The sequence below is a fragment of the Streptomyces sp. 63XJN7_1_ISO-PGPR-S23-121 genome (genome assembly GCF_056173025.1).
Window position 1 is genome coordinate 6664298 of the sequence record NZ_CM149653.1, and the last position, 23613, is coordinate 6687910.

Sequence of the window (23613 nt, forward strand, 5' to 3'; positions counted from 1 at the left end):
AAGCTCCGCAAGAGGGGGAAGCTCCGACATGCCGACCTGCCCGAACGGACACCAGTCGGGTTCCGACGACTGGTGCGAGGTCTGCGGTCACCGCATGGCCGGTGCCGTGCCGCCCCCTCCGCCGCCACCGCCTCCGGGCGGGGGCTACGGCTTCCCGCAGCCCGGCGGCCCGGGCGCTCCCGGCGCTCCCGGCGGGGAACCGCAGCTGTGCCCGCAGTGCCGCACGCCCCGCGAGGGCGCGGCGCCGTTCTGCGAGGAGTGCCGGTGGAACTTCCTCACCAACACCGCCACCTCGTACACCCCGGCGGCTCCACGCCCGGCGGCGCCCGGCCCGGGGCCCCGGTTCCCGCAGCCGCCGGGCGGACCGTCGTACGGCGGCGGTGACGCGTACGACTACCAGGGCTCCCGCCCGTCCCAGATGAACCGGCCGGCCGAGCCGATCCCGCCGGGCCCGCCCTTCGGCGGCGACCCGTCACGCCCCGGCGGCCCCGGTGCCCCCGGCCCGCAGGGTCAGGGCGGTCACGGTGCCCCCGGCCCCCAGGGCCAGGGCGGTCCCGGTGCCCCCGGCCCGCACGGTCCGGGTGGACCGAACGGTCCCGGCCCGCACGGCCCCGGCGGCCCGACCGGCCCCTCCGGTTATCCGGGCCCCGGCGGCCAGGGCGGCGGACCCTCCGGCTTCCCCGGCCCCGGCGGCCAGGGCGGCGGACCCTCCGGCTTCCCCGGCCCCGGCGGCCAAGGTGGCGGCCCTTCCGGCTTCCCGGGCCCCGGTGGCCAGGGCGGTCCTGCCGGTCCGCCGGGACAGCCCAACTTCGGCGCCGACCCGTCGCGTCCGGTTCCGCCGCCGCCCGGGGCCGTCCCGCCCCCGCCCGGCCCCGGTGGGCCCGGCGGCCCGGGAGGTCCCGGACGTCCCGGCGGTCCCGGTGGCCCCGGCGGCCCGCCGCAGGCGTTCCAGCAGTCCGCGCCGACGGCCCCGCCCGGCTTCCCGCAGGAGACCGGCCGGCCGCAGCAGGGCGGCGGTCCGTCCTTCGGCGGCGGTGACGACGACTGGGTGCTCTCCCCGCCGTCCGGTCCCGGCGGCCCGGGAGGCCCCGGCGGGGCTCCGCAGGGCGGCTACGGCTACCCGCAGCCCGGCGCCACCCAGGCCCCGCCCGGCCACGGTTTCCCGCAGCAGCCCCAGCCCCAGCAGCCGGCGACCTGGACGGCGACCATCGGCCCGGACCGCGACTACTTCATGGCGATGATGCAGCGCTCCGGTCCCGAGGCCGCGGGTCTGAACCTGCCCGCGTACTCGCCCGAGCAGCAGCGCACGCTCACCGGCAACCAGATCACGATCGGCCGCCGCCGGCACTCCACCGGCGACACCCCGGACATCGACCTCGCGGTGCCGCCGGAGGATCCGGGCGTCTCGCACCAGCACGCCATGCTGGTGCAGCAGCCGGACGGCGGCTGGGCGGTCGTCGACCAGAACTCGACGAACGGCACGACGGTCAACGGCGGCGAGGAGCCGATCCAGCCCTTCGTGCCGGTACCGCTCCAGGACGGCGACCGGGTGCACGTCGGCGCCTGGACGACGATCACGGTCCGCCGGGGCTGAGGCGGGCGTGGGCCGTCAGGTCAAGGGCCAGGCGTACGGGCCGTCCGGGTCGTCCAGCCAGGCCCAGGCCCGCTCGCCGCGCACGGTGATGCCGTAGCGCTCGCGCCCGGGGGCGTCCTCGCGCTCCCACAGCGCGTACGCCTCCTGCGGGTCGAGGCTGCCCCGGGACAGGGCCAGCAGGAACCGGAACAGGTCGTCGCCGCGGGCCCGGCGCGGCACCCCGCCCAGGGCCGGCGGCCCCGGCTCGGGCCGCCCGGAACCGCGCAGCGGCACGAAGTAGGCGGCCGTGGGCAGGAAGTGCCCCTCGGCGTGCCCGGCGTCGAGGACCGTGAGCGCGGCCAGGCCGGTGGCGAGCGGCGCCAGGATCCGCCCGCCGGGCCGGCACTGGACGAGCCAGGCGCGGGGGATCGCCGGCAGCTCGCAGGTGGCGATGATCCGGTCGAAGGGGGCGCGTTCGGGCACCCCGCGTGTCCCGTCACCGGTGACGACGGCCGGGTGGTACCCGGCGGCGGCCAGGTGCCGGCGGGCGGACTCGGTGATCTCCGGGTCCAGGTCGACGGTGGTGACCAGGTCGTCGTCGCCGAGCCGGCGGGCGAGCAGGGCGGCGTTGTAACCGGTGCCGGCGCCGATCTCCAGGACCCGGTCGCCGTCCGCCACGTGCAGCTCCACCAGCATCATCGCCATCAGCGACGGCTGGCTGCTGGAGGAGAGCAGCTCGCCGTCGCGCATCCGGGTGGCGAGCGGGACGTCGGCGTACGCGCCGCGCAGCCAGCGCTCGCGCACCGCGGGGTCGGGGTGCTCGCCCCACCGGCGCTCGTAGCCGCCCCGGACGCCGACGTAGTAGTAGGGCACGAAGAGGTGGCGCGGGACCGTCTCGAACGGCTCCCGCCATGCCGGGTCGGCCGCCCAGGCACCGGTCAGCCCGATCTCGCGCACCAGCGCCGCCCGTGCGGAGGCGGCGAGGACCTCCAGCTTCTGGTGCCCGCCCATGCCCTCCACAGTAGGGCCCGGCGGTCGCCTGCCGCGTTGGTCCGTTCGGGTGGTCCTAAGTCTCGAGGCCTATGCCGCCGGGTCTGAGAGCATGGACGGCGTGAATGAGATTCGGCGCGGCACGCTTCAGGAGCAGACCTTCTACGAGCAGGTCGGCGGGGAGGAGACCTTCCGCCGGCTCGTCCACCGTTTCTACGAGGGGGTCGCCCAGGATCCGGTCCTGCGGGCGATGTACCCCGAGGAGGACCTGGGCCCGGCGGAGGAGCGCTTCGCGCTCTTCCTGATGCAGTACTGGGGCGGTCCGACGACCTACAGCGACCGGCGCGGCCATCCCCGCCTGCGGATGCGGCACGCCCCCTTCGCCGTGGACCGCGCGGCGCACGACGCCTGGCTCAAGCACATGCGGGTGGCCGTCGACGAGCTGGGGCTGTCCGAGGAGCACGAACGGACGCTGTGGAAGTACCTGACGTACGCGGCGGCCTCGATGGTGAACACCGAGGGCTGACTCCGGGCAGCCGACGAACGGATTTCGGGCCCGCATCGCCGGATTCCGGTCACGATCCGGTCAAGTCCGTCCCCTGAACGCTTACCCGTGCCGTGTCCCCTCTGACAGCATCACCGGACAAGGGTGACAACGGTGCCGGGGGGCCGGGTGGCGGGGAGCGGGGGACTGACGGGTTTCGTGCTGCTGCGCGCGCGGGCGCACCGCCTGCTGCTCGCCGCCGCGCTGCTCACCGTCCTGCTGACCACGGCGGTGCTGGCCGGCCTCACCGCCTACTCGGGCGCGATCGGCGACGCGTCCCTGCGGCACGCCCTCGGCGACCCGCGCGACGCCGACGGCACCGCGCTGATCGTCAAGGCGGACGTGCCCGAGGACGCGCGCGAGGAAGCCGACGCCACCGTGCGCAAGGGCGCCCGGGACACCTTCGGCGGGCTGCCGGTCACCGTCCGCACGCTGACGCGCTCGGGCCCGTACGCCCTGCCCGGCACCCTGCGGCCGCACGGCACGCGGCCCGGCGGCAACCCGGACCTGACGTACTTCGCGGCGCTCGACCCGGCGCAGGTGCGGATCACCGAGGGGCGCGCGCCGCGGGAGGGCGGCCCGGTGACCGAGGCCGCGCTGCCGGCGGCCGCCGCCGAGCGCCTCGGCGTCCGCACCGGCACCCGGCTCACCCTCACCGACCGGTTCGGCGGCCCGGCGGTGCGCGTCGAGGTCACCGGCCTGTACCGGCCGGCCGAGGCCGCGTCCCCGTACTGGAACCTGGACGACCTGGGCGGGCGCGGCGTCAAGCAGGGCGGCTTCACGACGTACGGGCCGCTGCTCGCCGCTCCCGGTGCGCTGACCGGCGGCCGGGTGAGCACCGGGCCGTCCGGGTGGCTGGCGACGGCGGACTTCTCCACGGTGACGGCGGACCGGACGGACGCGCTGCGCGAGGCGGCCCGGGACGGCATGGCGTGGCTGCGCGGCCGGCCCGTCCTCAGCGGGACGACGGCCGCGTCCACGTCCCTGCCCGAGGTACTCGACCGACTCGACCGCTCCCTGCTGGTGGCCCGCTCCACGCTGCTCGTCGTGGCGCTCCAGCTGGCCCTGCTCGCGGGCTGCGCGCTGCTGCTGGTGGCCCGGCTGCTGAGCGCCGAACGCGCGGGCGAGCTGCGGCTGCTGCGGGCGCGGGGCGCCTCCCGGGCCCGGATCGGGTGGCTGGCCGCGCTGGAGGCGCTGCTGCTGGCCGTCCCGGCGGCGGTGTGCGCGCCGCTGCTCGCCGGTCCGCTGACCCGGCTGCTGGCCGGGCAGGGCGCGCTGGCCCGGATCGGACTGCGGCCGGAGGTGCCGGCCGCCGGCGGGGGCGGGGTGTGGCTGGCCGCCGGTGCGGCCGCCCTGGGCTGTGCGCTGGCGGTGACGCTGCCCGCGCTGACCGCCTCCCTGGCCGCTGGCGGCCGCGCCCGGCCGCTGCCCGCGCCGCTGCGGGCCGGTGCGGACGTCGGCCTGCTGGTGGTGGCCGGTGTCGCCTACTGGCAGCTCTCCCGGCAGACCTCGGGCGCGGTCACCGGCGACGGCGGCGGCACCCTGGGCATCGACCCGTTGCTGGTCGCGGCGCCCGCGCTGGCGCTGCTGGCCGGCACCGTGCTCACGCTGCGGCTGCTGCCGCCGGTGGCACGGCTGGCCGAGCGCCGGGCGGCCGGCGGGCGCGGGCTGGCGTCGGCGCTGGCGGGCTGGCAGCTCAGCCGCCGCCCGATGCGCGGGGCCGGCCCGGTGCTGCTGCTGGTCCTCGCCATGGCGCTGGGCATGCTGGCGATCGGCCAGGGCGCCTCCTGGGACCGTTCCCAGGACGACCAGGCGGACTTCCGCGCCGGTGCCCCGGTGCGGATGCTCGCCGCCGGGACGACGGGCCTCGGCAGCACGGAGACGTACGCGGCCGTCCCCGGCGTCCGGGAGGCGTCCCCCGCCGTCCGTACGACGCTGCAGCTCTCCGGCGACCGGACGGCGACGGTGCTGGCGCTGGACACGGCGGGCGCCGCGGACACGATGCTGCTGCGTCCCGACCTGTCCCCCGAACCGGCCCGGTCGCTGCTGGCCCCCCTCGGACCGGAGGGCGGGACGCCGGGCGCGAGGGTGCCGGAGGGCACCGCACGACTGGGACTGACGGCGGCCCTGCGCAGGTCGGGCGCTGAGGCGGGCACGGCCGCGGCGGCGAAGGTGACGGTCACGGTGCAGGACCGTGACGGCACGCCGTACCGGCTGCCGGCCGGCGTGCTGGACGCCGACGGCCGCGCCCACACCCTGGAGTTCGCCGTCTCCCCCGGCCCGCTGACCGTGACCGGCCTGGAGCTGGTGACGGCCCAGCCGCTCGGCCACGCGGAGCGGCACCGCTTCACGCTGGAGGCGCTGACCGCCACGGCGGCCGACGGCACCGCACGCCGGCTGGCACTGCCCGGCTCGTGGACGGCCTCCGCCGGCGTCATCGGTCAGGTCGCGCCCCCGGACTCCCCCACCAGCCCCACCCGGCCCCGGCTGAGGGAGTCCGGCCCGCCGTCGATCGAGTACGGCACCGGGTTCGTCTCGACCGACACGCCCTGGGTGCCGGCGTCGCTGACCGTGCGGCTGGACGTCGAACAGCCCGCCCCGCCGCAGCTCACGGCCGTGGCGACCGACCGCTTCCTCGACTCCGCGGGCGCCCGCGCCGGACAGCCGGTGGACATCACGCTGGACGGCCGGGCCGTCACCGTGCGGATCGTGCACGCGGTCCGCGCCCTGCCGACCACCACGGCGACGGACGCCGGGGAGCGGGACGGCGGGGCGCTGCTGGTCGATCTGCGGTCGGTGAACCGCGTGCTCCAGGCCCGCTACGGGGAGAGCCTGACGCCCACCGAGTGGTGGCTGCGGACCGCGCCGGGCAAGGCGGCCGACGTGGCCGCGGCCCTGCGCGCCCTGCCGGACGTCGACCCGGCGCAGGTCGTGGTGCGGGACGAACTGGCCGGGCAGTTGCGCGACGACCCGTTCGGCGCGGGCCCCGGAGCGGCGTTCACCGCGGCGGCCGGGGTGGCGGCGGCGCTGGCCGCCCTCGGGTTCGCGGTGAGCGCGACGGGGTCGCTGCGGGAGCGGGGCGCGGAGTTCGCGGTGCTGCGCGCCCTGGGCGCCCCGCGTCGCCGGCTGGCCCGCGCGGTCGCCGCCGAACAGGGCGTCCTGGTGGCGCTGGCGCTGCTCGTGGGCGCGGCGCTGGGTGCCGTGCTGGCCCGGGCGGTGGTTCCGCTGATCGTGCTGACCCCGGAGGCCGCCCACCCGGTGCCGGCCGTGCTCGTCGAGCTGCCCGTGGGCCGCGTCGCCGTCCTGCTGGCCGCCGTGGCGGTCACCCCCCTGCTGGTCACGGCGGTCCTCGCCCTGCGCCGGGCGGACCCGGTGTCTGCGCTCAGAGACCTCAGGGAACAGGGAGGCGGGACCCGGTGACGACGTTCCCCATGACGCGGGCGACCGAGGTCCCCCCGGCCCGTCGGCTCTCCGCACGGGGTCGTGCCCAGGCCGGTCCGGCCGTCGCGGGACGAGGGGGTGGACGGACGTGAACCGCGTCGCCGCCCCCTGGGTGCGGACCCGGCTGCGCACCGCCCCCGGTGCCGCGTGCGCACTGGCGCTGCTCGTGGCGCTGACCGCCTGTCTGGCCGCCGCCTTCCCGAGGGCACTGGACCGGTACGCGGACGCGAGCCTCCAGCACGACCTCCGGCATGCCCGCCCCGACCGGACCGGCGTGCTGCTGACCTCCGCGCAGCCCGGTCTCGGCTCCGACGTGGAGCAGTGGCAGCAGGACATGCGCCCCGGCCCGCTGCGCGAGCGTTACGAGAGCACGCTCGGCATCGTCGCCGGCCGGCTCCCCGTCGACCGGGCGCAGTCGGCGTACGGGGTGCGCACCACCGAGAGCATCGAGGTCTCGGAGCCCTGGCTGCCCCGGCCCAGCGGGGTGTCCCCGCAGGTCCACCTCGCCGCCCAGGAGGGTCTCGGCGACCACGCACGGCTGAGCGCCGGCCGGCTGCCGCGCACGTCCGGCACCCCGGTCGACGTGAACGCCGGCCGGGTGGAGGCGGCTGTCACCACCGAGACCGCCCGGGCCATGCGCATCGGGGTGGGCGCGGTCGTCCACGTGCCCCGCGTGGCGAGCGCCCCGCTCGCCGTGCACGTCACCGGCATCCTCGCCCCGCGCGACCCCGACGGCGCCTACTGGGCCACCCAGCCCGTGCTGCGCACCCCGTCACTGGTCAAGGTGCCGGGGCCGCCCGGCGCGGACACCGACAAGTACTGGCTCGGTGCCCTGCTGCTCGCCCCCGACGCGGGACCCGCCCTGCTGGGCACGACCGGCTCCCCCGTGCGCTACTGGCAGTTCGCGCCGGACACCGGCGCGCTGCGCGCCCACGACCTGGACCGGCTCAACTCGGCCGTCGCCGCCCTGGAGTCCGGGCCGGGGCTGCGCGAGGTGCGGTCGGCCGTCGCCCCGGACACCGACGTGAGCACCGACCTGGACGAGGTGTTCGCCGCCTTCGACCGGCTGCGGTCGGGCATCGGCCCGCTGGTCACGGTCGCCGCGGCCGGCACCGGCACGGTCGCCGGCGTGGTCCTGCTGATGGCGGCCGGCCTCGCCGCCGACCGGCGCCGCCCGGAACTCGCCCTGCTGCGCGCCCGGGGCGCGTCCCTGCGGGGCCTGGTGGGGCGGCTGCTGGCCGAGACGGCGGTGGTGGCGGTGCCCGCGGGCGCCCTCGGTCTCGGCGCCGCGCTGCTCGCCCTGCCCGGCGCCCGGCTCGTCCCGGCCGTGGCGGCCGCCGTCACGGTCACCGTCGTCGCCTGTGTCGCGCTGCCCGTGCGGGCCGCCGTCGCCCACCGCGCCGTCCACGTCCACGGCGGCCGGCGGGACGTGGCGTCGGTACGCCCGTCCCGGCGCCGTACGGTCGCCGAACTCACCGCCGTCGTCCTGGCGGTGGGCGCGGTCGAGACGCTGCGCCGGCGCGGTGCGGCGGGCCAGGCGGACGACCTGGTGTCGTTCGCGCCGGTGCTGGTCGGGGTGATCGCCGCGCTGGTCCTGGTCCGCGTCCATCCGCTGCCGCTGCGGCGGCTGGCCCGTCCCGCGGGGCGGCTGCGCGGCGTGGTGGGGCACCTGGCGCTGGCCCGCGCGGCCCGTACGTCCGTCTCGGCGGTGCTGCCGCTCCTCGCGCTGCTGACCGCGCTGACCACGGCGGCCTTCGGCGGTGCGGTCCTGACCGGCGTGACGGACACCCGGGACCGGGCGGCCCTGCTCACCACCGGCGCCGACGCCCGCGTGGAGGGCACCGGACCGCTGCCGTCCGCCCTGGCCGACCGGGTCCGCCGCACCCCGGGCGTGGACGGGCTGACCGGGGTGAGCATCACCTACGAGGCCAGGACCAGCAACGGCCGTCAGACGCTGCCTGTGGCGGGCGTGGACCCGGCCGCCTACGCGAAGCTGGCGGCGCGGACGGACCTGGGGGCCTTCGACGCGGGTGACCTGAGGCAGCCGGGGGGCGAGGAGGTGCTGCGCGCGCTGGCCTCGCCCGCGGTCGCCGAGCGGTTCGGCGACGAGCCGTTCCTGGCCCGCATGGAGGACGGCACCGCCGTCACCCTGCGGATCTCCCTCGTGCGCGACCTGACCCCGGCCGTGTTCGGCGCCGAGTTCGTGGTCGTGGACCGCGCCGGTCTGTCCGCCGAGGTCGCGCGCCCGAACGTACTGCTGCTGACCGGGGACCACGTGGACGCGGCCGCGCTGCGCCGGGCGGCCGGTGACGCCGGCTCCGTGCTCCTGCGCGCGCAGGAACGGGCCCGGTACGTCGACTCCCCCCTGCAGTCCGGTGCCGAGCGCCTCTACGCGGCGGCCGTGGCGGCCGGCGCCGGTTACGCCGTACTCGCCCTGCTGCTGTCCCTGCTGCGTGCCGCGCCCGAACGGGCCGCGCTGCTCGCCCGTCTGCGCACGATGGGCCTCACCCGGTCCCAGGGCCGGCGGCTGCTGGTCCTGGAGTCCCTGCCCCAGGCCGTTCTGGCGGCGGCGGGCGGGGCGCTGACCGGCTGGGCGGCCGTCCGGCTGCTCTCCCCCGGCATCGACGTGACGGCGATCGCGCTGGCGACCGCGTCGTCCCCGGCCGGCCGGGCGGGACTGCGTACGGACCCCTGGTCGTTGGGGGTGCCGACGGTCGCGGTGCTGGTGGTCGCGGTGGGGGCGGCGGCGGTGCAGGCGTGGTGGTCGGGCCGGCGGGGGTCGGTCACGGAGCTGCGGGCGGGCGACTCCGGATGAACGGACCCGACCGCCGGCGGTACGTCCACCGCCCCTGCCGCCCGCACCGCTCGCGGGCCGTACCCCGCGTGTGCCGCCCGCACCGCCCGCACCGTCCGTGTCGCCCGGCCCGGAGAGACCCAGGGCATCTGCCGAGGAGACCCCGATGACGACGAACCCCACCCTCGCCGACCTGGCCGACCGCGCCACCGCCTCCCGTGACCGTCCCGCCTACGGCCACGACGCCCTCATCACCTGCGACCGCGTGGTCCGCGTCTTCAGCGCGGACGGCGTCGAGGTGCAGGCCCTGCAGGGCCTCGACCTGCTGGTGCGGGAGGGCGAGCTGATGGCCCTGGTCGGTGCCTCCGGCAGCGGCAAGTCGACGCTGATGAACATCCTCGCCGGGCTGGACACCCCGACCGCCGGCGCGGCCCGCGTCGCCGGCCGGGACCTGCTCGCGATGACCGCGAAGGACCGTCTCTCCTACCGCCGCGAGGTGGTCGGCTTCGTATGGCAGCAGACGGCCCGCAATCTGCTGCCCTATCTGACGGCGGCCCAGAACGTGGCCCTGCCCGTCCAGCTCGCGGGCGCCCGCGGCCGGGGGCGTGCGGCGCGGCGGGCCCGCTCCGAACGCGCCCTGGAGCTGCTGGAGCTGCTGGAGGTCGCCGACTGCCGCGACCGGCGGCCGCACCAGATGTCGGGCGGGCAGCAGCAGCGCGTCGCCATCGCCGTGGCCCTGGCCAACGACCCCGCGGTCCTGCTCGCCGACGAACCCACCGGTGAGCTCGACTCGCACACGGCGGAACAGATCTTCGCCGCCTTCCGCACCGCGAACGAACGGCTCGGCACCACCATCGTCATCGTCACCCACGACCAGGCGGTGGCCGGCGAGGTCCGCCGCACGGTCGCCATCCGCGACGGCCGCACCTCCACGGAGGTCCTGCGGCGCAGCGAGGTCGACGCCACGACCGGCCACGAGACGGTGGTGGCCCGCGAGTACGCCATGCTGGACCGTGCCGGCCGCCTCCAGCTCCCCGCCGAGTACACGCGGGCCCTCGGCATGCGCGACCGTGTCGCCCTGGAACTGGAGCCCGACCACATCGCCGTGTGGCCGGACGACAGCAAGCGCGACTGACCCCGCGGGGCCCGTGCGGCGGGGGGTGGCGGAGGGGCAGGGGGCCGGTGCGGTGCGGCTCAGCGCACGCTGAGACCCAGCGCGCCGGTGCCCGCCCGGCGCAGGGCGACGGATCCGTAGGGGGTGCGCAGCCGCAGCCACGCGCCCGAGGAGACCAGCGCGGCCCCGTCCCCGGCCGCGGGCCGCAGGAACCCCAGCGACTGGGCCGCGTGCACGGCCCGCACGGGCAGCCCGGTGTCCCCGACGGTCCGGGACCATATCTCCCGGCCGATCCGGTCGAGCTCGGTCCGGGTGCGCTTCTCGGGCGCCAGCTCCCCCGTCCGCGACCGGAACTCGGCGACGGCCGCGGCGACGAGCGCGCGCAGCGCGTCCGGGGCCGGCAGGCCCGGCTCGGGCCGCCAGCCGCCGCGCGGAGGCAGCACGCCGGCCCACGGCGGCCCGGTGACCGCGCCGGGCACGCCGGCGGTGGCCGCCGGTTCGTCCACGGACTCGAGGAGTTCACCGGCGGAGACGGTCACGTCCAGCGTGACGTCGAGCCCGTCCTCGTACGGCTTCGCCAGCCGCACCGCCCGCACGGCCAGCACCTCGAAGGAGGGCGGCCGGCCGAAGACGGCGAGGGCCGTGCCGTGCGCCTGGAGGCGCACGGCGGCGCCGCGGTCGTAGTGGAGCAGGCGGGAGAGGAAGGCCGCGAGGTCGGCGGCCTCCCCCTCGTCGGCGAGGTGAAGGGCCGTCATGCGGCGACGGCCTCCTCCTCGTTCTCCGCCTTCTCGCTCGGGTCGTCCGTGTACTCCTGGAGGAACTCCCGCTCCTCCGCGGTGATCCGGCGGGGCCGCTGCGCCTCGAAGTCGAACGGCACGATCACCGTCGACGCGCGGACGTAGATCTGGTCGCCGTCCTTGACCTCGTAGGTGAGTGTGAAGGACGCCGCCCTGATCTCCGTGACCCACAGCTCGATGTCCACGGGCGCGTGCCGGTGGACGAGCTGCCGCTTGTAGTCGATCTCGTGGCGCGCCACCACCGACCCCTGCTGGAAGTCCTTGTCCGGGCGGAACAGGAAGTCGATACGGGCCTCCTCCAGGTAGCGGAGGAAGACCACGTTGTTGACGTGGCCGTACGCGTCCATGTCCGCCCAGCGCAGCGGGCAGCGGTAGATGTGCCGCAAGATCGATCAGCCCCGGGTCAGCTTCTTGTAGGTGGCACGGTGCGGACGCGCCGCGTCCGCGCCGAGCCGCTCGACCTTGTTCTTCTCGTACGACTCGAAGTTGCCCTCGAACCAGAACCACTTGGACTCACCCTCGTACGCGAGGATGTGCGTGGCGACGCGGTCGAGGAACCACCGGTCGTGGGAGACGACCACGGCGCAGCCCGGGAACTCCAGCAGCGCGTTCTCCAGGCTGCTGAGGGTCTCGACGTCGAGGTCGTTGGTCGGCTCGTCGAGGAGCAGCAGGTTGCCGCCCTGCTTGAGGGTGAGCGCGAGGTTGAGCCGGTTGCGCTCGCCGCCGGACAGGACACCGGCCGGCTTCTGCTGGTCCGGGCCCTTGAAACCGAAGGCGGAGACGTAGGCCCGCGAGGGCATCTCAACCTGGCCGACGTTGATGTAGTCGAGCTCGTCGGAGACGACGGCCCACAGCGTCTTCTTCGGGTCGATGTTCTCGCGGCTCTGGTCGACGTACGAGATCTTGACGGTCTCGCCGACCTTGATGGAACCGGAGTCCGGCTCCTCGATGCCCTGGATCATCTTGAACAGCGTGGTCTTGCCCGCGCCGTTCGGGCCGATGACGCCGACGATGCCGTTGCGCGGCAGCGTGAAGGAGAGGTCGTCGATGAGGACCTTCTCACCGAAGGCCTTGCTGAGGTTGTTCACCTCGACGACGACGCTCCCGAGCCGCGGGCCCGGCGGGATCTGGATCTCCTCGAAGTCCAGCTTCCGCATCTTGTCGGCCTCTGCGGCCATCTCCTCGTACCGCGCCAGACGGGCCTTGGACTTGGCCTGCCGCCCCTTGGCGTTGGAGCGCACCCACTCCAGCTCGTCCTTGAGGCGCTTCTGCCGCTTGGCGTCCTTCTGGCCCTCGACCTTGAGGCGGGTGGCCTTGGTCTCCAGGTACTTGGAGTAGTTGCCCTCGTAGCCGTGCAGGCGGCCGCGGTCGACCTCGCAGATCCAGCCGGCGACGTTGTCCAGGAAGTACCGGTCGTGGGTCACGGCCACGACGGTGCCCTCGTACTTGGCGAGGTGCTGCTCCAGCCAGTTCACCGACTCGGCGTCGAGGTGGTTGGTGGGCTCGTCGAGGAGGAGCAGGTCGGGGGCCTCGAGCAGCAGCTTGCAGAGCGCGACGCGGCGCTTCTCGCCACCGGAGAGATTGGCCACGGGCCAGTCCCCGGGCGGGCAGCCGAGGGCGTCCATGGCCTGCTCGAGCTGGGCGTCGAGGTCCCAGGCGTTGGCGTGGTCCAGCTCCTCCTGGAGCTTGCCCATCTCCTCCAGCAGCGCGTCCGAGTAGTCGGTCGCCATCTGCTCGGCGATCTCGTTGAACCGGTCGAGCTTGCCCTTGACCTCGGCGACACCCTCCTGGACGTTCTCCAGGACGGTCTTGTCCTCGCTGAGCGGGGGCTCCTGCAGCAGGATGCCGACCGTGTAGCCCGGCGACAGGAACGCGTCACCGTTCGACGGCTGCTCCAGACCCGCCATGATCTTCAGGACGGTCGACTTGCCGGCACCGTTGGGGCCGACGACACCGATCTTCGCCCCCGGCAGGAAGCTCAGGGTGACATCGTCGAGGATCACCTTGTCGCCGTGCGCTTTGCGCGCCTTGCGCATGGTGTAGATGTACTCAGCCAAGAGAAACCGTCCGGCAGCTAAATCAGGCAGTGGGCAGATACACCCCATCTTGCCGTACCGCCACCCCTGGGCGGAAACGCGTCCACCGTGAGGCCCGTGACCTGGGATTTCGCGGGGGTCACCGGAGGTCCGCCCGTCGCTGTCGCCCTCCGGTGGCCGGCTCGGGCACCCTCGCGGGCCCGGGGACGGCCCCGTCCCGGCCGTGATCGGGGGACATCGTGACCCTCCCGGGGTCCACGACCTCTCGACGGAGACCGCCGCGACCCCGCCCCGCACGACTGCCGGGGCATGGTCCACGAGCGGCAGAAACCCGGTACACCCCCGTGCAGCGGCCCGGTAAGGTGGCGATCTTCGGCCGGCGGAAGCCGTACGGAGTCCTCGAAGGCCGGGCACACCATGCACCTTGCCGACCACCGTCCCGCGGGCCGTCGCCTCGCCGACGCCCTGGACGGCCTCGCCGTCACCTTCCGCGGCATGACCGCGCGTCCGGACGAGCACAACTGCGAATGCCACTGGGGCAGCGCGGAGGAGCTCGCCCTGCTGAAGACGCCGGACGTGGAGCTGGAGCCGGATCTCCTGCGCCGGACCTGGCAGGCCGTCGACTGGACCGACCACGGGGCCGTGCTGCGCCGCATCCTGCCGCAGTTCGCCCCCGTCCTGGTCGCCGGGCGCGCGGACCCCCTGTTCGGGCTGGAAGAGGCCGGATACTCCCTCGCCCGCGGCCACTGGCAGCGGTGGCCCGACGATCACGCCGGCGCGGTACGCGAGTTCCTGCACGCCTGGTGGGTGCAGAGCCTCACCGACCCGGACGCGGCCGTACCGGCGCACCAGGTCCTCGCGCTGTGCGCCGAGGCGTCCGGCACGCTCGGGCCCTGGCTCGCCGAGTGGGAGAGGCAGACCGGGCCCCTCGGCGACCGGCGTCTCGCCGAGGCGGCTGCGGAATGGGAGTACGAGCTCCTCGGAGACAGCCTGCCGTGGTACGTCCACTGGTACGAGAACGACGAGGAGGAGATGCGCGCCGAGCTGGTCGCCTGGCTCCTCGGCCACGCCGCGGCGCGCCTGCGCGAGTCGGGCGCTCCGGCGGAGCTGCGGCACCGGATACGGCTGCTCGGACTCTCCGGCGACGACCGCTACACGGACCCGCACTGGCCCGGCCACCGCTACTGACGGTGCTGCGCCGGTGCAGCGACGGGCGGGCCTTTCAGCCCTCCGCGCGCTCGTTCCTCCTGCGGACGAGGAGCAGGACCGCACCGCCGATCACGACCAGGCCGATGGCCGTGCCGCCGATCAGGGGTGTCGCGTCGGAGCTGCCGGTGTCGGCGAGGTCGGTGTCGGGGGCGGGGTCCACCACCGGGGCGACGGCCGGCTCCCCGAGGGTTCGGGTGCTGTGGTCGACCGGGCTGCTCAGCGTGCGGCAGTCGAGGACGCCCGTGAAGCGCTCCTCGAAGCCGTCGGGACCGCGGACGGTGAAGTCGTAGGCCCGGTCCTCCGGCAGCGGGACCGTGACCGTCCGGGTCTCGCCGGCCGCGACCACGTACTCGCTGTCCAGCAGCTCGAAGGTGAACGCCTGGTCGCCCTTGTTGACCGTGGTGATGTCCAGGCCGCCCTTGACGCAGTTCTTCGCCCCGGACAGCGCGGGTATCGCCCCCTGGTCCGCCCAGGTCGCGCTCGCCGTCGCCGACACCGTCGACTCGCTGGAGCCGGCCAGGATCTGCGTCTGGCTGCGGCTCTCGGAGGCGAAGGCGCGCCCGACCGGCACGGTGGTCGAGGCCTGGACGGTCAGCCCGACGGTGTCCGCCGCGGTCTCCTTCGGCACGTCGAAGAAGATCTGGGCGCCGTCGGTCACGGACGTGACGGGCCTGCCGTCCTTGTCGACGAACCGCACCCCGCCCGTGGCGGCGTCCGCCGGCGGAGTGACCGTCGCGCTGCCGGCGTTGGTGTGCACCGTCACCGGGCCGAGCCGCTCACCCGGGCGTCCCGAGACGGCGGGCGGGTCCAGCGTGAGCGACGCCGCGGGCTCGGCCAGGTTGCGGGCCTTCTTCTCCAGGTAGTCCGCGAGCCGCTCGGCCTGCGGGTCCACGGCCTCGACGTCCGTGTCGTCCGAGTAGCGCCAGATCGCCACCTGCGTGCCGGCCGCGGCGTCCTGCTCGGTGAGCCCGCCGCGCACCCCTGCCTTCTTCGCGAGCGCCGCGAGGTCGTTGACCTGGGGGTAGGAGTTCTGCAGAATCCAGCGGATGCGACCGGCTTCCTTGTTGGTGCCGAGCGACGTCCCGCTCCAGGGCGTCTCGTGGTACTTGGCGTCCTTCTGCGTCGGGTTCTGGATGTCGACGCAGTAGGTCTGCAGCATGCCGCCACCGTCCACGGACATCTCGAACAGGCCGGCCGACACCTCCTGGTCGCCGTTGGCCCCGTGCACGACCGCGGTGCCGTAGGTCTTCAGCCCGCCTATGGTGGCCGACGCCCCACCCTCGCCCGGTGTCTGCCCCTGCGCCGCGGCCGGGGCGGCGCCCGCTGCCACTCCGGCTGCCGCGAGCGCGGAGACCAGCACCGTGGCGGCGAGTCTCGCCGCCGCTCCTCGACCGGACCGGGACAGGACAGAGAACGAAGAAAACACCAAATCCCCTTCGAGCAGGACCCGTTGGCGTGGGGGCACGGTCCCACCAGCAGAATCAGCAGCCCCGTAGGACATGTTCGGCATCCTAAGGACCTGGCGCACCGCGCCCCTCGATGATGTTGGTCCGAGCGATGATCCGACTCGTAATCGTTATGGCGGACACCCCCCGCAAGCAGGACTTATCGACAAATCCACCCGTGCCGATCCGTGCACTTTCGCCGATAAGCCGTACTTCGGTCACCTGTGCCGGAGCGCCGGAGTCATGCCACCGCGACGGGCTCCGGACGCTGTTCGGCGTCCGTGGCCGCCGACTCCCCCGGCGGTGTCTCCCAGTTGGGCTCCGGCCGCGGCGGGGAAGTGGCCGCCTCGGTCCTGCCGGTGCGCCGGAACGCCGAGGTCCCCCTGGAGAGGTCGTGCCCGATCGCCACCGCGTCGATGTCGGCCGAGGTCCAGTTCTGCCCGTCGCGCACGTCGGTGCGCACCTTCAACCGGCCCTGCACCATCACGGGCTCACCCACCGTCAGCGACGCCGACGCGTTGGTGGCGAGCTGCCGGTTGGCCCACACCGTGAAGAAGTTGGTGTGGCCGTCCGTCCACGCGTTCTTCTCGCGGTCCCAGTAGCGTGCGGTGACCGCCAGCCGGAACCGTGCCGACGGCCCGCTCGCCAGGTCCCGGTACACCGGCTGCGTCGCCACGTTGCCCACGGCACAGATCATGGTCTCGTTCATCGCGAGTCCCTCCCTCCACGCGTACGGGCCCGGCCCGCACGGCTGCTGCGTCTGCCTGCCGGCGACCGCTTCCGCCGCGATCGCCGTGAGGCCAGACTGCCTCCGTCCGGTCCGGGCCCGCCGAGCGCTGTGGACCCGTCCCCCGCCTGTGGACAACCCCGCCACCCGAACGGGTGACAGTTCCCCCGCCGGCCACCTCTCCCCTCCCTACCTCGCCCGGACGCCCATCCCCATGCCCGTCCCGACCGCGATCCCCACGCCCGTCCCCGCTCCGGCCCCCGCCACGCGCCCGTACTGCTCCCGCACCTCCCGGTACCGCAGCAGCTCCCCCGCCAGCGGATCCAGCACCCGGGCCCGGCCGCACCCCGCGGCCGCCTCCCGCAACCGGCGTTCCGCCTCGTACCCGTAGCGCCGTGCCGGCCCGCGCGCCGCCATGCGGCAGCTCCACTCGATGACCGGACCGCCGAGGATGCCGGACACCATCAGCAGCACCGGCACCCACAGGTTCGGCGCCATGACGCCGATGATCTGGCCGAGCAGCCACAGGCCGCCCACCACCTGAAGGAGGGTCATGGACGCCTGGGCCAGCACGGCCACCGGCCACCATCCGGGCCGCGGCGGGCGTCCCGCCGGCAGGCCCTGCCGCGCCGCCAGCTCGTCGAGCGCCTCGGGCAGCCCCTGGGCGCCGCGGACGGCCGCCTCGCGCATCGTCTGGGCCCACGGCGCCGGCAGCCCGGCCGAAGCCCGGTCGGACACCGTACGCACCGCCTGTTCCACCCGCTGGCGTGCCGTCGTCTCCTCGTCCTCCTGGGCCCGCAGCGGCTGCCGCCCCGTGGAGTGCTCGCGCCGGTCGTGGCACCAGCGCCACAGCCGCAGCCAGGGGGTGCCGCAGGCGCGGTTGGCGTTGCGCAGCCAGGCCCGCTCGGCCGCGTCGCCCGCCGCGGTGGCCCCGACCGCGTCGGCGAGCCGGTCCGCGAACTCCTCCCGGGCCTCCTCGCTGAGCCCGGTGCGCCGCCCGGTGACGTACACGGGCCGCAGGCGCCGGGCGGCGGCGTCCACGTCGGCCGCGATACGGCGTGCCGGAGCCTGCCGTTCGGCGACGAACTGACCCAGCACCTCGCGCAGTTCGCCCATGCCCTCCCCGCTGAGCGCGGAAAGTGCGAGCACGGTCGCGCCGGGTTCGCCGTGCTCCCCCAGCGCGATGCCGTCCTCGTCGAGCAGGCGCCGCAGGTCGTCGAGGACCTGTTCGGCGGCCTCCCCGGGCAGCCGGTCGACCTGGTTGAGGACGACGAAGGTGACCTCCGCGTGGCCCGCCATCGGCCGCAGATAGCGTTCGTGGAGCACCGCGTCGGCGTACTTCTCCGGGTCGACGACCCAGATGACGGCGTCGACGAGCCCCAGGATGCGGTCCACCTGCTCGCGGTGCTGGACGGCCGCGGAGTCGTGGTCGGGCAGGTCGATCAGGACCAGCCCGCGCAGCGGCGACTCGGCGTCCGGATGCTGGAGCGGACGGCGCCGCAGCCGGCCGGGGATGCCGAGCCGGTCCAGCAGGCTGGCCGCCCCGTCGCTCCAACTGCACGCGATGGGCGCGGCGGTGGTGGGCCGGCGGACACCGGTCTCGGAGATCGTCACCCCGGCGAGCGTGTTGAACAGCTGCGACTTGCCGCTGCCGGTCGCGCCCGCGATGGCGACGACGGTGTGCTGCCCGGAGAGCCTGCGCCGCGCGGCGGCCTCGTCGAGGACCCGTCCCGCCTCGACCAGTGTCCCGCCGTCGAGCCGGGTACGGGAGAGCCCCACCAGTTCGCGCAGCGCGTCCAGCCGCGACCTGAGCTGCCCGTCGTAGGCGAGGGGCATCAGGGACGAGGACCTCGCCGGCCGGCTCGGCGCGGAGGTGAACTGCTCGGCGCCGCCGGTCTCGTCCACCCGCCGCGCGATGAGCCCGTCGTCCCACACCTCCTCGTCGTCCCGGGACGGCCCGCCGTCGGCGGACGAGCCGGCGTGCACGCCGTCTGCTCGCTCGGTGGGGTCGGTGCGGTTGGTGCGGTCCGTGCGGTCGGTGCGATTGGTGTGGTCTGTGCGGTCCGTGCGGTCCGTGCGGTCCGTGCGGTCCGTGCGGTCCGTGCGGTCCGTGCGGTCCGTGCGGTCCGTGCGGCGAGGGATACCGTCGCCGTCGTCCTTCACTCGCGACGCGTGGTCGCGGGACTCGCGGGCGCGCTCGCCGTCACCGCGCGCCGCACGCTCCCTCCCCCCGTGCCGCGCGAGTTCGTGCTCCCCCCTCGGCGCGGACTCGTTCTCACCGTTCTCCGCCCGCTGACCCTCGACACGCCCCGCCCGCTCGCCCTCGTCGCGCCGGGCGCGCTCACTCCCGCCACCCGCCGCACGCTCCCGCTCGGCACTCCGGGCGCCCTCGCGCTCGCCGTCGCGGGCACGCTCGCCCCGGCCCGCGCCCTCCGGGGCACGCCCCTCGGTGTGCCTCTCACCGGCACTCTTCTCTCGTACGCGCTCCCCGGCCTCCTGGCTCCGGCCACGGCCGCCACGGGTGTCTCGGGCTTCACGGCCGATGTGGGGGTCCGCCTCCTCCGTGTGATGGGTGTGCTCGGTGGGGTCCTGGTCAGTGACGGCGGTCACCGGTCACCTCTCCTTCTGCAGTACGGACAGCGCCGCGATGAGTTCGGCCTGCGGCTCGGGATGGACCTCCAGCGCGTCGAGCGGCGCGAGCCTGCGCTCGCGCTCGGCGTTCATGACGCGGTCCATGTGGGCGGTGAGCAGCCGCCCGCCACGGTCGCGCAGCCGCAGCGCGCCGTGGGCGCCGATGCGTCCGGCGAGCCCTTCCCCGGCGCTGCGCGCCCGCCGGCCGCCGAGCAGCACGGTGGCGGCGAGGGCGGCGACCGTCTCCGGGTCCGGTGCCAGGCTGCGGTCGAGCCGGCGCACCTCCTCCTCGGCGTACTCCTCCAGCTCCCGCCGCCAGCGCCGTACGGCCATCCCGATGCGGTGCTCGGCGCCCTCCGGCGAGGACGCGCGGGACATGAGTTCCGGGGCGTCCGCCGCGGGCTCGCGCCGCCAGATCTCGTCGACCTGCTCGTCGGCGGCGGTGACGGCGCACAGCAGCAGCGCGCCGAGGCTCTCCACCAGTGAGTCGAGGAGTTCGCCGGGGGAACAGTCGAGCGGGAAGGCTCGCCACCGCTTCAGGGCGTCCCCGGCGAGCACGGCCCCCGCCTGCAACCGTCCGCGCACACGCGCGTGCTCGGTGTCGTACGCCCCGTCGACGGCGGCGGTGAGCCGCAGCGCGGCGGCGTACTGAGCGGCGGTGGCACTGGCCAGCTCGGGCATCCGGGCCTTGAGGGAGTTCAGAAGGCCGTAGGCGGTACGGGCCATGGCGTCGTGCCGGGCCGCGAGGTCCTGGGCACGGTGGACGAGCCAGGTCCGCAGCGGCGCCACGGCGGTGGCCGGCAACAGCCCGCCGCCCCAGGCCGACTCGGGCAGCTCGGGCACGGTGAAGCGGGGTACGTCGCCGAGTCCGGCCTTGGTGAGCAGCGCCGCGTACTGCCGTGACACCTCGGCCACCACCTGGTGGGGCACCCGGTCCAGGACGGTGACCAGCATGGCGTCGTACTCCTTGGCGGTGCGCAGCAGTTGCCAGGGCACGGCGTCGGCGTAGCGGGCGGCGGTGGTGACCATCACCCAGATGTCGGCGGCGCAGATCAGCTCGGCGGCCAGGACGCGGTTGTCGGCGACGAGGGAGTCGATGTCGGGGGCGTCCAGGAGGGCGAGGCCGGGCGGCAGCGTGTCCGCGGTCTCGACACGCAGCATGCGCCCGGGATTCTCACCCGGCAGGAGCAGATCCTCGTCCGGGGCCTGGTGGGGTACCCACACGCGCGTGAGGTCGGGCAGTACGCGCATGCCGCTGAACCAGTGATGGTCCTCCGGGTGGCACACCAGCACCGGTGTCCGCGTCGTGGGCCGCAGGACGCCCGCCTCGCTGACCCGCCGGCCCACGAGCGAGTTCACCAGCGTTGACTTGCCCGCGCCGGTGGAGCCGCCCACGACGGCCAGCAACGGGGCTTCGGGATCTCGCAGCCGAGGTACCAGGTAGTCGTCGAGCTGGGCGAGCAGTTCGTCGCGGTTGGCACGCGCGCGTGGAGCCCCCGCGAGGGGCAGCGGGAAGCGTGCGGCCGCGACACGGTCGCGCAGGGCGGAGAGTGCGTCGAGCAGCTGAGGCCGTACGTCCAAGGTCACCACATGGGAAGAATGCCCAATTTTAGGGGAATTCTGAAGCATATGAGCACGTCTGCGCGCCGACCGGACACTACGGACGGAAGGGACGACTGGGACGCGAGCACAGTCCAGGCATAACGAGTGCACAACACCCGGTGCGCGAGACGTCGAAAGCGGTGCACGATTCGCACCTGCCTGCGATTATCGGTTCCGCTTCACCGAACCTCCACACCGAGCCACGGAGGCGAAGCGTCAGGGACACGGAACCGGGAGCCCTATCCTTGTCCCCGGCAACGTCGTGGATCGACCCCACCCGGGCACCACGACCGAGGCCACCACACCAGGCCCCCGTAGCTCAGTGGATAGAGCAGGCGCCTTCTAAGCGCTTGGCCGCAGGTTCGAACCCTGCCGGGGGCACGAGGGAAAGTTTTCGCAGGTCAGAGACTTCCCAACCGCTTTCACACCGCCCAGCGGCGTCGAGACGACATGTCCGACACCGCTGGGCTTGGTGCTTCGCCGACGCACTCTTGCCCAGCGCTCACGAGAGAGCCACAGGCAATGACACGGAGCCCTCTGCGCGCACAGCAGAGCACAAGCAAGAGCGCACGTCGTCTCACGTCCGTACCGTCCCGAGAAGCGCGTGAGGACAGCGCAGACACGCGCGCTCACATGCTCGCCGACTACGCGACGCACCTTCGAGCCAGCAACAACAAGCGCGGCCGTCCGTACGCCGAGAAGACGGTCACCGCGTACACCAAGGCAGCGCGCACACTCAACCGCTGGATCGCGAGCCGGGAACAGAACAGCACGTCAGACACGGCGGGTGTGGTACATGCCTTCACCCAGTGCGACGCGCCGACCCTCAACGTCTTCTTCCGCGCGCACTATGACGGCGGGAAGGGCGAGCGACAGGGCGGGACCCACACCCTCCAGCGAAACTTGCGCCCGTTCTTCAAGTGGCTGGAGTCCGAGTACGACCACGCGAACCCGTACGACGACTCACGGCTCCAGCGCTACGCGCACCCGGAGGACGTGCGCCCGACGACGCTGTCCGAGGAGTTCATCCGTGATCTGTTGCAGGTCACAGGCGGGGGCAATCCTCGGGTCCGCGCGTTCGAGAAGGTTCGAGACCACGCCATTATCCGGGTTCTGACGGAGGGTCTGAGGGCCGAAGAACTTCTCTCCCTGCGGCTCGACCACCTGCACCTGGAGCAAGGGCTCATCGGTCCAGTGACCCCACTCAAGGAGGCTCGCGCGTCGGGTGAGGGCCGCATCATCCCGCTACAGCCGAAGACTGTCGTGGCCATCACGCGCTACCTGCGAGCACGAGACAGTCACCCGCGAGCGAACCCGCTCTCCCCCAACTACACCGAGTGGCTTTGGCTGGGCACACGAGGCAGGCCACAGCTCACGTACTCCGGCCTGTACCGGATGCTGAACCGCCGAGCGGCTGACGCCGGGTACGGCAACCCGGATAACCCGGAGTCCAAGGCCATCGTTCACCCGCACCAATTCCGTCACACGACCGTGGACGACCTACTCAGTGCAGGGGTGTCCGAGGGCGACGTGATGACCATCGCCGGGTGGAAGGATCCCTCGATGCTCAGGCGGTACGCAGCCGACATGGCAGCAACCCGAGCAGTGAACGCGGTCAAGCGCATGGGCGACAGGTACTAGCCCCCTGACCAGCGGCTAAGCACAAGCCGGCGAACACAGCCGGGGGCTGGTGTGGGACGTCCTCTGTTCCACACCAGCCCTCTACTCGTCGCCCTTCACGAATGAGCCCATGCCCGGCGTGGTCATGAGAAGACCCTCAGCGCGCAGAGCGGCCACAGCCTTGCGGGCGGTCATCTTGGCGACGCCCCACTCACCCATGATCCGCGTCTCGCTAATCAGGGTGTCGGGCGGATAGGTGCCGTCCGCGATCCTCGCGCGGATGGCGTCGGCGATCTGCTGCCACCTCGGCCGTTTCGGATCCCACTGCGGCTCTGCCATATCCGGACCGTATGTACGCGTGAGCAGGTACGCATGTGCAGGTGGGTCTATAGAAAGGCATAGACAGGCATAGACCGGCCTCGCTAACGTGACGCGCACAACAGAAAAGACCCCCGCGACCGTGCGACCGGTCCGGGGGCGTGGCCGATCTGAATGGAGCAGACCGACGTGCGAACTCTACTGTCCCTCATCCTCTCGTGGCTCTTGCCGTCCACAGGAAAGCGACGCCGCCCCGCTCAGCAGACCCCCGCGGATTCACCGACGCGGCGCCTGATCATCGCGCCCTCTGCCCTGTCTCTCCCCGCTCCCCGCTCACCCCGTCCGCCCGCTTATCTGCGCGGCGAGGACACCCCACTCATCCGCCCGTACCTCATCGCCCATGAGAGGGAGCAGGAGCGGCGACGACAGAAGGAGAGGCGACGCGCGGCAGTGCTGGCGACGCTCGGCCAGGACTACCCGTCGGGGGTGATGGCATGACCGAGCCGCCTCGGTACCCGAGTGAGCCGGTCATGCTGCCGCTGGACGACTGGCTGTATGAGGCTCACCCCGTCGCCGGTTGCGACGCCTGCGAGACAGCGGAAGCCGCGCTGGCGAAGGCGAAGCGATCCGGGAACGCGTCGGCACGCTTCGAGGCCGCACGTACGATCCGGGCGCACAGGACCGATCACTGATGGCGACCATCGCTGAGGCCCGCACAGCCACACGACCGGTTCACCGGGTGCCACGAGCCGGGCGCACGCCCGGACACGAG

The 23613-nt window shown here is 74.3% G+C and carries 17 protein-coding genes and 1 tRNA gene; 9 read left to right on the forward strand and 9 right to left on the reverse strand.

The window, feature by feature from the left end:
• The first annotated feature begins 28 nt into the window (after positions 1-28).
• Positions 29-1594: an FHA domain-containing protein gene (locus AC0VYN_RS29825; protein ID WP_475533456.1), complete on the forward strand. Its 1566-nt coding sequence runs from the start codon at positions 29-31 to the stop codon at positions 1592-1594.
• Between the two features lie 15 nt (positions 1595-1609).
• Here AC0VYN_RS29825 and AC0VYN_RS29830 read toward each other — a convergent pair whose 3' ends face one another.
• A complete protein-coding gene (locus AC0VYN_RS29830; RefSeq protein WP_475533457.1) occupies positions 1610-2584 on the reverse strand; it encodes a methyltransferase domain-containing protein in 975 nt (324 codons plus the stop codon).
• 91 nt (positions 2585-2675) lie between these two features.
• Between AC0VYN_RS29830 and AC0VYN_RS29835 the strand changes: the two genes are divergently transcribed.
• The 4 genes from AC0VYN_RS29835 to AC0VYN_RS29850 all read left to right on the forward strand — a co-directional run bounded on the left by AC0VYN_RS29835 (position 2676) and on the right by AC0VYN_RS29850 (position 10477).
• Positions 2676-3089, forward strand: a complete 414-nt coding sequence (locus AC0VYN_RS29835; protein ID WP_475533458.1) for a globin — start codon at positions 2676-2678, stop codon at positions 3087-3089.
• A 132-nt stretch (positions 3090-3221) separates the two neighbouring features.
• Positions 3222-6527 carry an FtsX-like permease family protein gene (locus AC0VYN_RS29840; protein WP_475533459.1) on the forward strand — a complete coding sequence of 1102 codons (3306 nt, stop codon included), beginning with the start codon at positions 3222-3224 and terminating at the stop codon, positions 6525-6527.
• Positions 6528-6636: 109 nt separating this feature from the next.
• Positions 6637-9363, forward strand: a complete 2727-nt coding sequence (locus tag AC0VYN_RS29845; protein WP_475533460.1) for an FtsX-like permease family protein — start codon at positions 6637-6639, stop codon at positions 9361-9363.
• A 145-nt stretch (positions 9364-9508) separates the two neighbouring features.
• The gene (locus AC0VYN_RS29850; RefSeq protein WP_475533461.1) at positions 9509-10477 is read left to right on the forward strand and encodes an ABC transporter ATP-binding protein; all 969 of its coding nucleotides are present in this window, start codon (positions 9509-9511) and stop codon (positions 10475-10477) included.
• Between the two features lie 59 nt (positions 10478-10536).
• Here AC0VYN_RS29850 and AC0VYN_RS29855 read toward each other — a convergent pair whose 3' ends face one another.
• The 3 genes from AC0VYN_RS29855 to ettA are packed head-to-tail and all read right to left on the reverse strand — an operon-like array spanning position 10537 to position 13310.
• Positions 10537-11211: a DUF8185 domain-containing protein gene (locus tag AC0VYN_RS29855; RefSeq protein ID WP_475533462.1), complete on the reverse strand. Its 675-nt coding sequence runs from the start codon at positions 11209-11211 to the stop codon at positions 10537-10539.
• Positions 11208-11639 carry an acyl-CoA thioesterase gene (locus AC0VYN_RS29860; protein ID WP_475533463.1) on the reverse strand — a complete coding sequence of 144 codons (432 nt, stop codon included), beginning with the start codon at positions 11637-11639 and terminating at the stop codon, positions 11208-11210. Before AC0VYN_RS29860 ends, AC0VYN_RS29855 begins: the two co-directional genes overlap by 4 nt.
• A 6-nt stretch (positions 11640-11645) precedes the next feature.
• Complete coding sequence (ettA, locus tag AC0VYN_RS29865; protein ID WP_475533464.1) at positions 11646-13310, reverse strand: energy-dependent translational throttle protein EttA; 1665 nt, start codon at positions 13308-13310, stop codon at positions 11646-11648.
• 396 nt (positions 13311-13706) lie between these two features.
• Between ettA and AC0VYN_RS29870 the strand changes: the two genes are divergently transcribed.
• Positions 13707-14477, forward strand: a complete 771-nt coding sequence (locus AC0VYN_RS29870; RefSeq protein WP_475533465.1) for a hypothetical protein — start codon at positions 13707-13709, stop codon at positions 14475-14477.
• A 34-nt stretch (positions 14478-14511) separates the two neighbouring features.
• Here the strand turns inward: AC0VYN_RS29870 and AC0VYN_RS29875 are convergent, their stop codons facing one another.
• From AC0VYN_RS29875 to AC0VYN_RS29890, 4 genes are all read right to left on the reverse strand, one after another.
• A complete protein-coding gene (locus AC0VYN_RS29875; protein ID WP_475533466.1) occupies positions 14512-15924 on the reverse strand; it encodes a Cys-Gln thioester bond-forming surface protein in 1413 nt (470 codons plus the stop codon).
• 260 nt (positions 15925-16184) lie between these two features.
• On the reverse strand, positions 16185-16652 hold the full coding sequence (locus AC0VYN_RS29880) for a single-stranded DNA-binding protein (RefSeq protein WP_451687838.1): 468 nt from the start codon (positions 16650-16652) through the stop codon (positions 16185-16187).
• A 207-nt stretch (positions 16653-16859) separates the two neighbouring features.
• Positions 16860-19280, reverse strand: coding sequence for a YfjP family GTPase (locus tag AC0VYN_RS29885; RefSeq protein ID WP_475533467.1), 2421 nt, complete (start codon positions 19278-19280; stop codon positions 16860-16862).
• Positions 19281-19283: 3 nt separating this feature from the next.
• A complete protein-coding gene (locus AC0VYN_RS29890; RefSeq protein WP_475533468.1) occupies positions 19284-20891 on the reverse strand; it encodes a dynamin family protein in 1608 nt (535 codons plus the stop codon).
• Positions 20892-21211: 320 nt separating this feature from the next.
• Here AC0VYN_RS29890 and AC0VYN_RS29895 point away from each other — a divergent pair.
• Together AC0VYN_RS29895 and AC0VYN_RS29900 are read left to right on the forward strand one after the other, a co-directional pair.
• Positions 21212-21284 (forward strand) — tRNA-Arg (locus tag AC0VYN_RS29895).
• A gap of 252 nt (positions 21285-21536) precedes the next feature.
• Positions 21537-22544 (forward strand): tyrosine-type recombinase/integrase, encoded by a 1008-nt coding sequence (locus AC0VYN_RS29900; protein WP_475533469.1) that lies wholly within the window; start codon positions 21537-21539, stop codon positions 22542-22544.
• 81 nt (positions 22545-22625) lie between these two features.
• Here AC0VYN_RS29900 and AC0VYN_RS29905 read toward each other — a convergent pair whose 3' ends face one another.
• Entirely contained in the window at positions 22626-22862 is a 237-nt protein-coding gene (locus AC0VYN_RS29905; RefSeq protein WP_475533470.1) for a GntR family transcriptional regulator, read from the reverse strand.
• A 509-nt stretch (positions 22863-23371) separates the two neighbouring features.
• Between AC0VYN_RS29905 and AC0VYN_RS29910 the strand changes: the two genes are divergently transcribed.
• Complete coding sequence (locus tag AC0VYN_RS29910; RefSeq protein WP_475533471.1) at positions 23372-23533, forward strand: hypothetical protein; 162 nt, start codon at positions 23372-23374, stop codon at positions 23531-23533.
• Positions 23534-23613 lie beyond the last annotated feature (80 nt).

Bases quoted from the DNA above. Each gene is read 5' to 3' on its own strand.
- AC0VYN_RS29855 (WP_475533462.1), bottom strand. From the start codon at position 11,211: ATGACGGCCCTTCACCTCGCCGACGAGGGGGAGGCCGCCGACCTCGCG.
- AC0VYN_RS29905 (WP_475533470.1), bottom strand. From the start codon at position 22,862: ATGGCAGAGCCGCAGTGGGATCCGAAACGGCCGAGGTGGCAGCAGATC.
- AC0VYN_RS29910 (WP_475533471.1), top strand. From the start codon at position 23,372: ATGCTGCCGCTGGACGACTGGCTGTATGAGGCTCACCCCGTCGCCGGT.
- AC0VYN_RS29880 (WP_451687838.1), bottom strand. From the start codon at position 16,652: ATGAACGAGACCATGATCTGTGCCGTGGGCAACGTGGCGACGCAGCCG.
- AC0VYN_RS29835 (WP_475533458.1), top strand. From the start codon at position 2,676: ATGGACGGCGTGAATGAGATTCGGCGCGGCACGCTTCAGGAGCAGACC.
- AC0VYN_RS29850 (WP_475533461.1), top strand. From the start codon at position 9,509: ATGACGACGAACCCCACCCTCGCCGACCTGGCCGACCGCGCCACCGCC.
- AC0VYN_RS29870 (WP_475533465.1), top strand. From the start codon at position 13,707: ATGCACCTTGCCGACCACCGTCCCGCGGGCCGTCGCCTCGCCGACGCC.
- AC0VYN_RS29900 (WP_475533469.1), top strand. From the start codon at position 21,537: ATGCTCGCCGACTACGCGACGCACCTTCGAGCCAGCAACAACAAGCGC.
- AC0VYN_RS29830 (WP_475533457.1), bottom strand. From the start codon at position 2,584: ATGGGCGGGCACCAGAAGCTGGAGGTCCTCGCCGCCTCCGCACGGGCG.
- AC0VYN_RS29825 (WP_475533456.1), top strand. From the start codon at position 29: ATGCCGACCTGCCCGAACGGACACCAGTCGGGTTCCGACGACTGGTGC.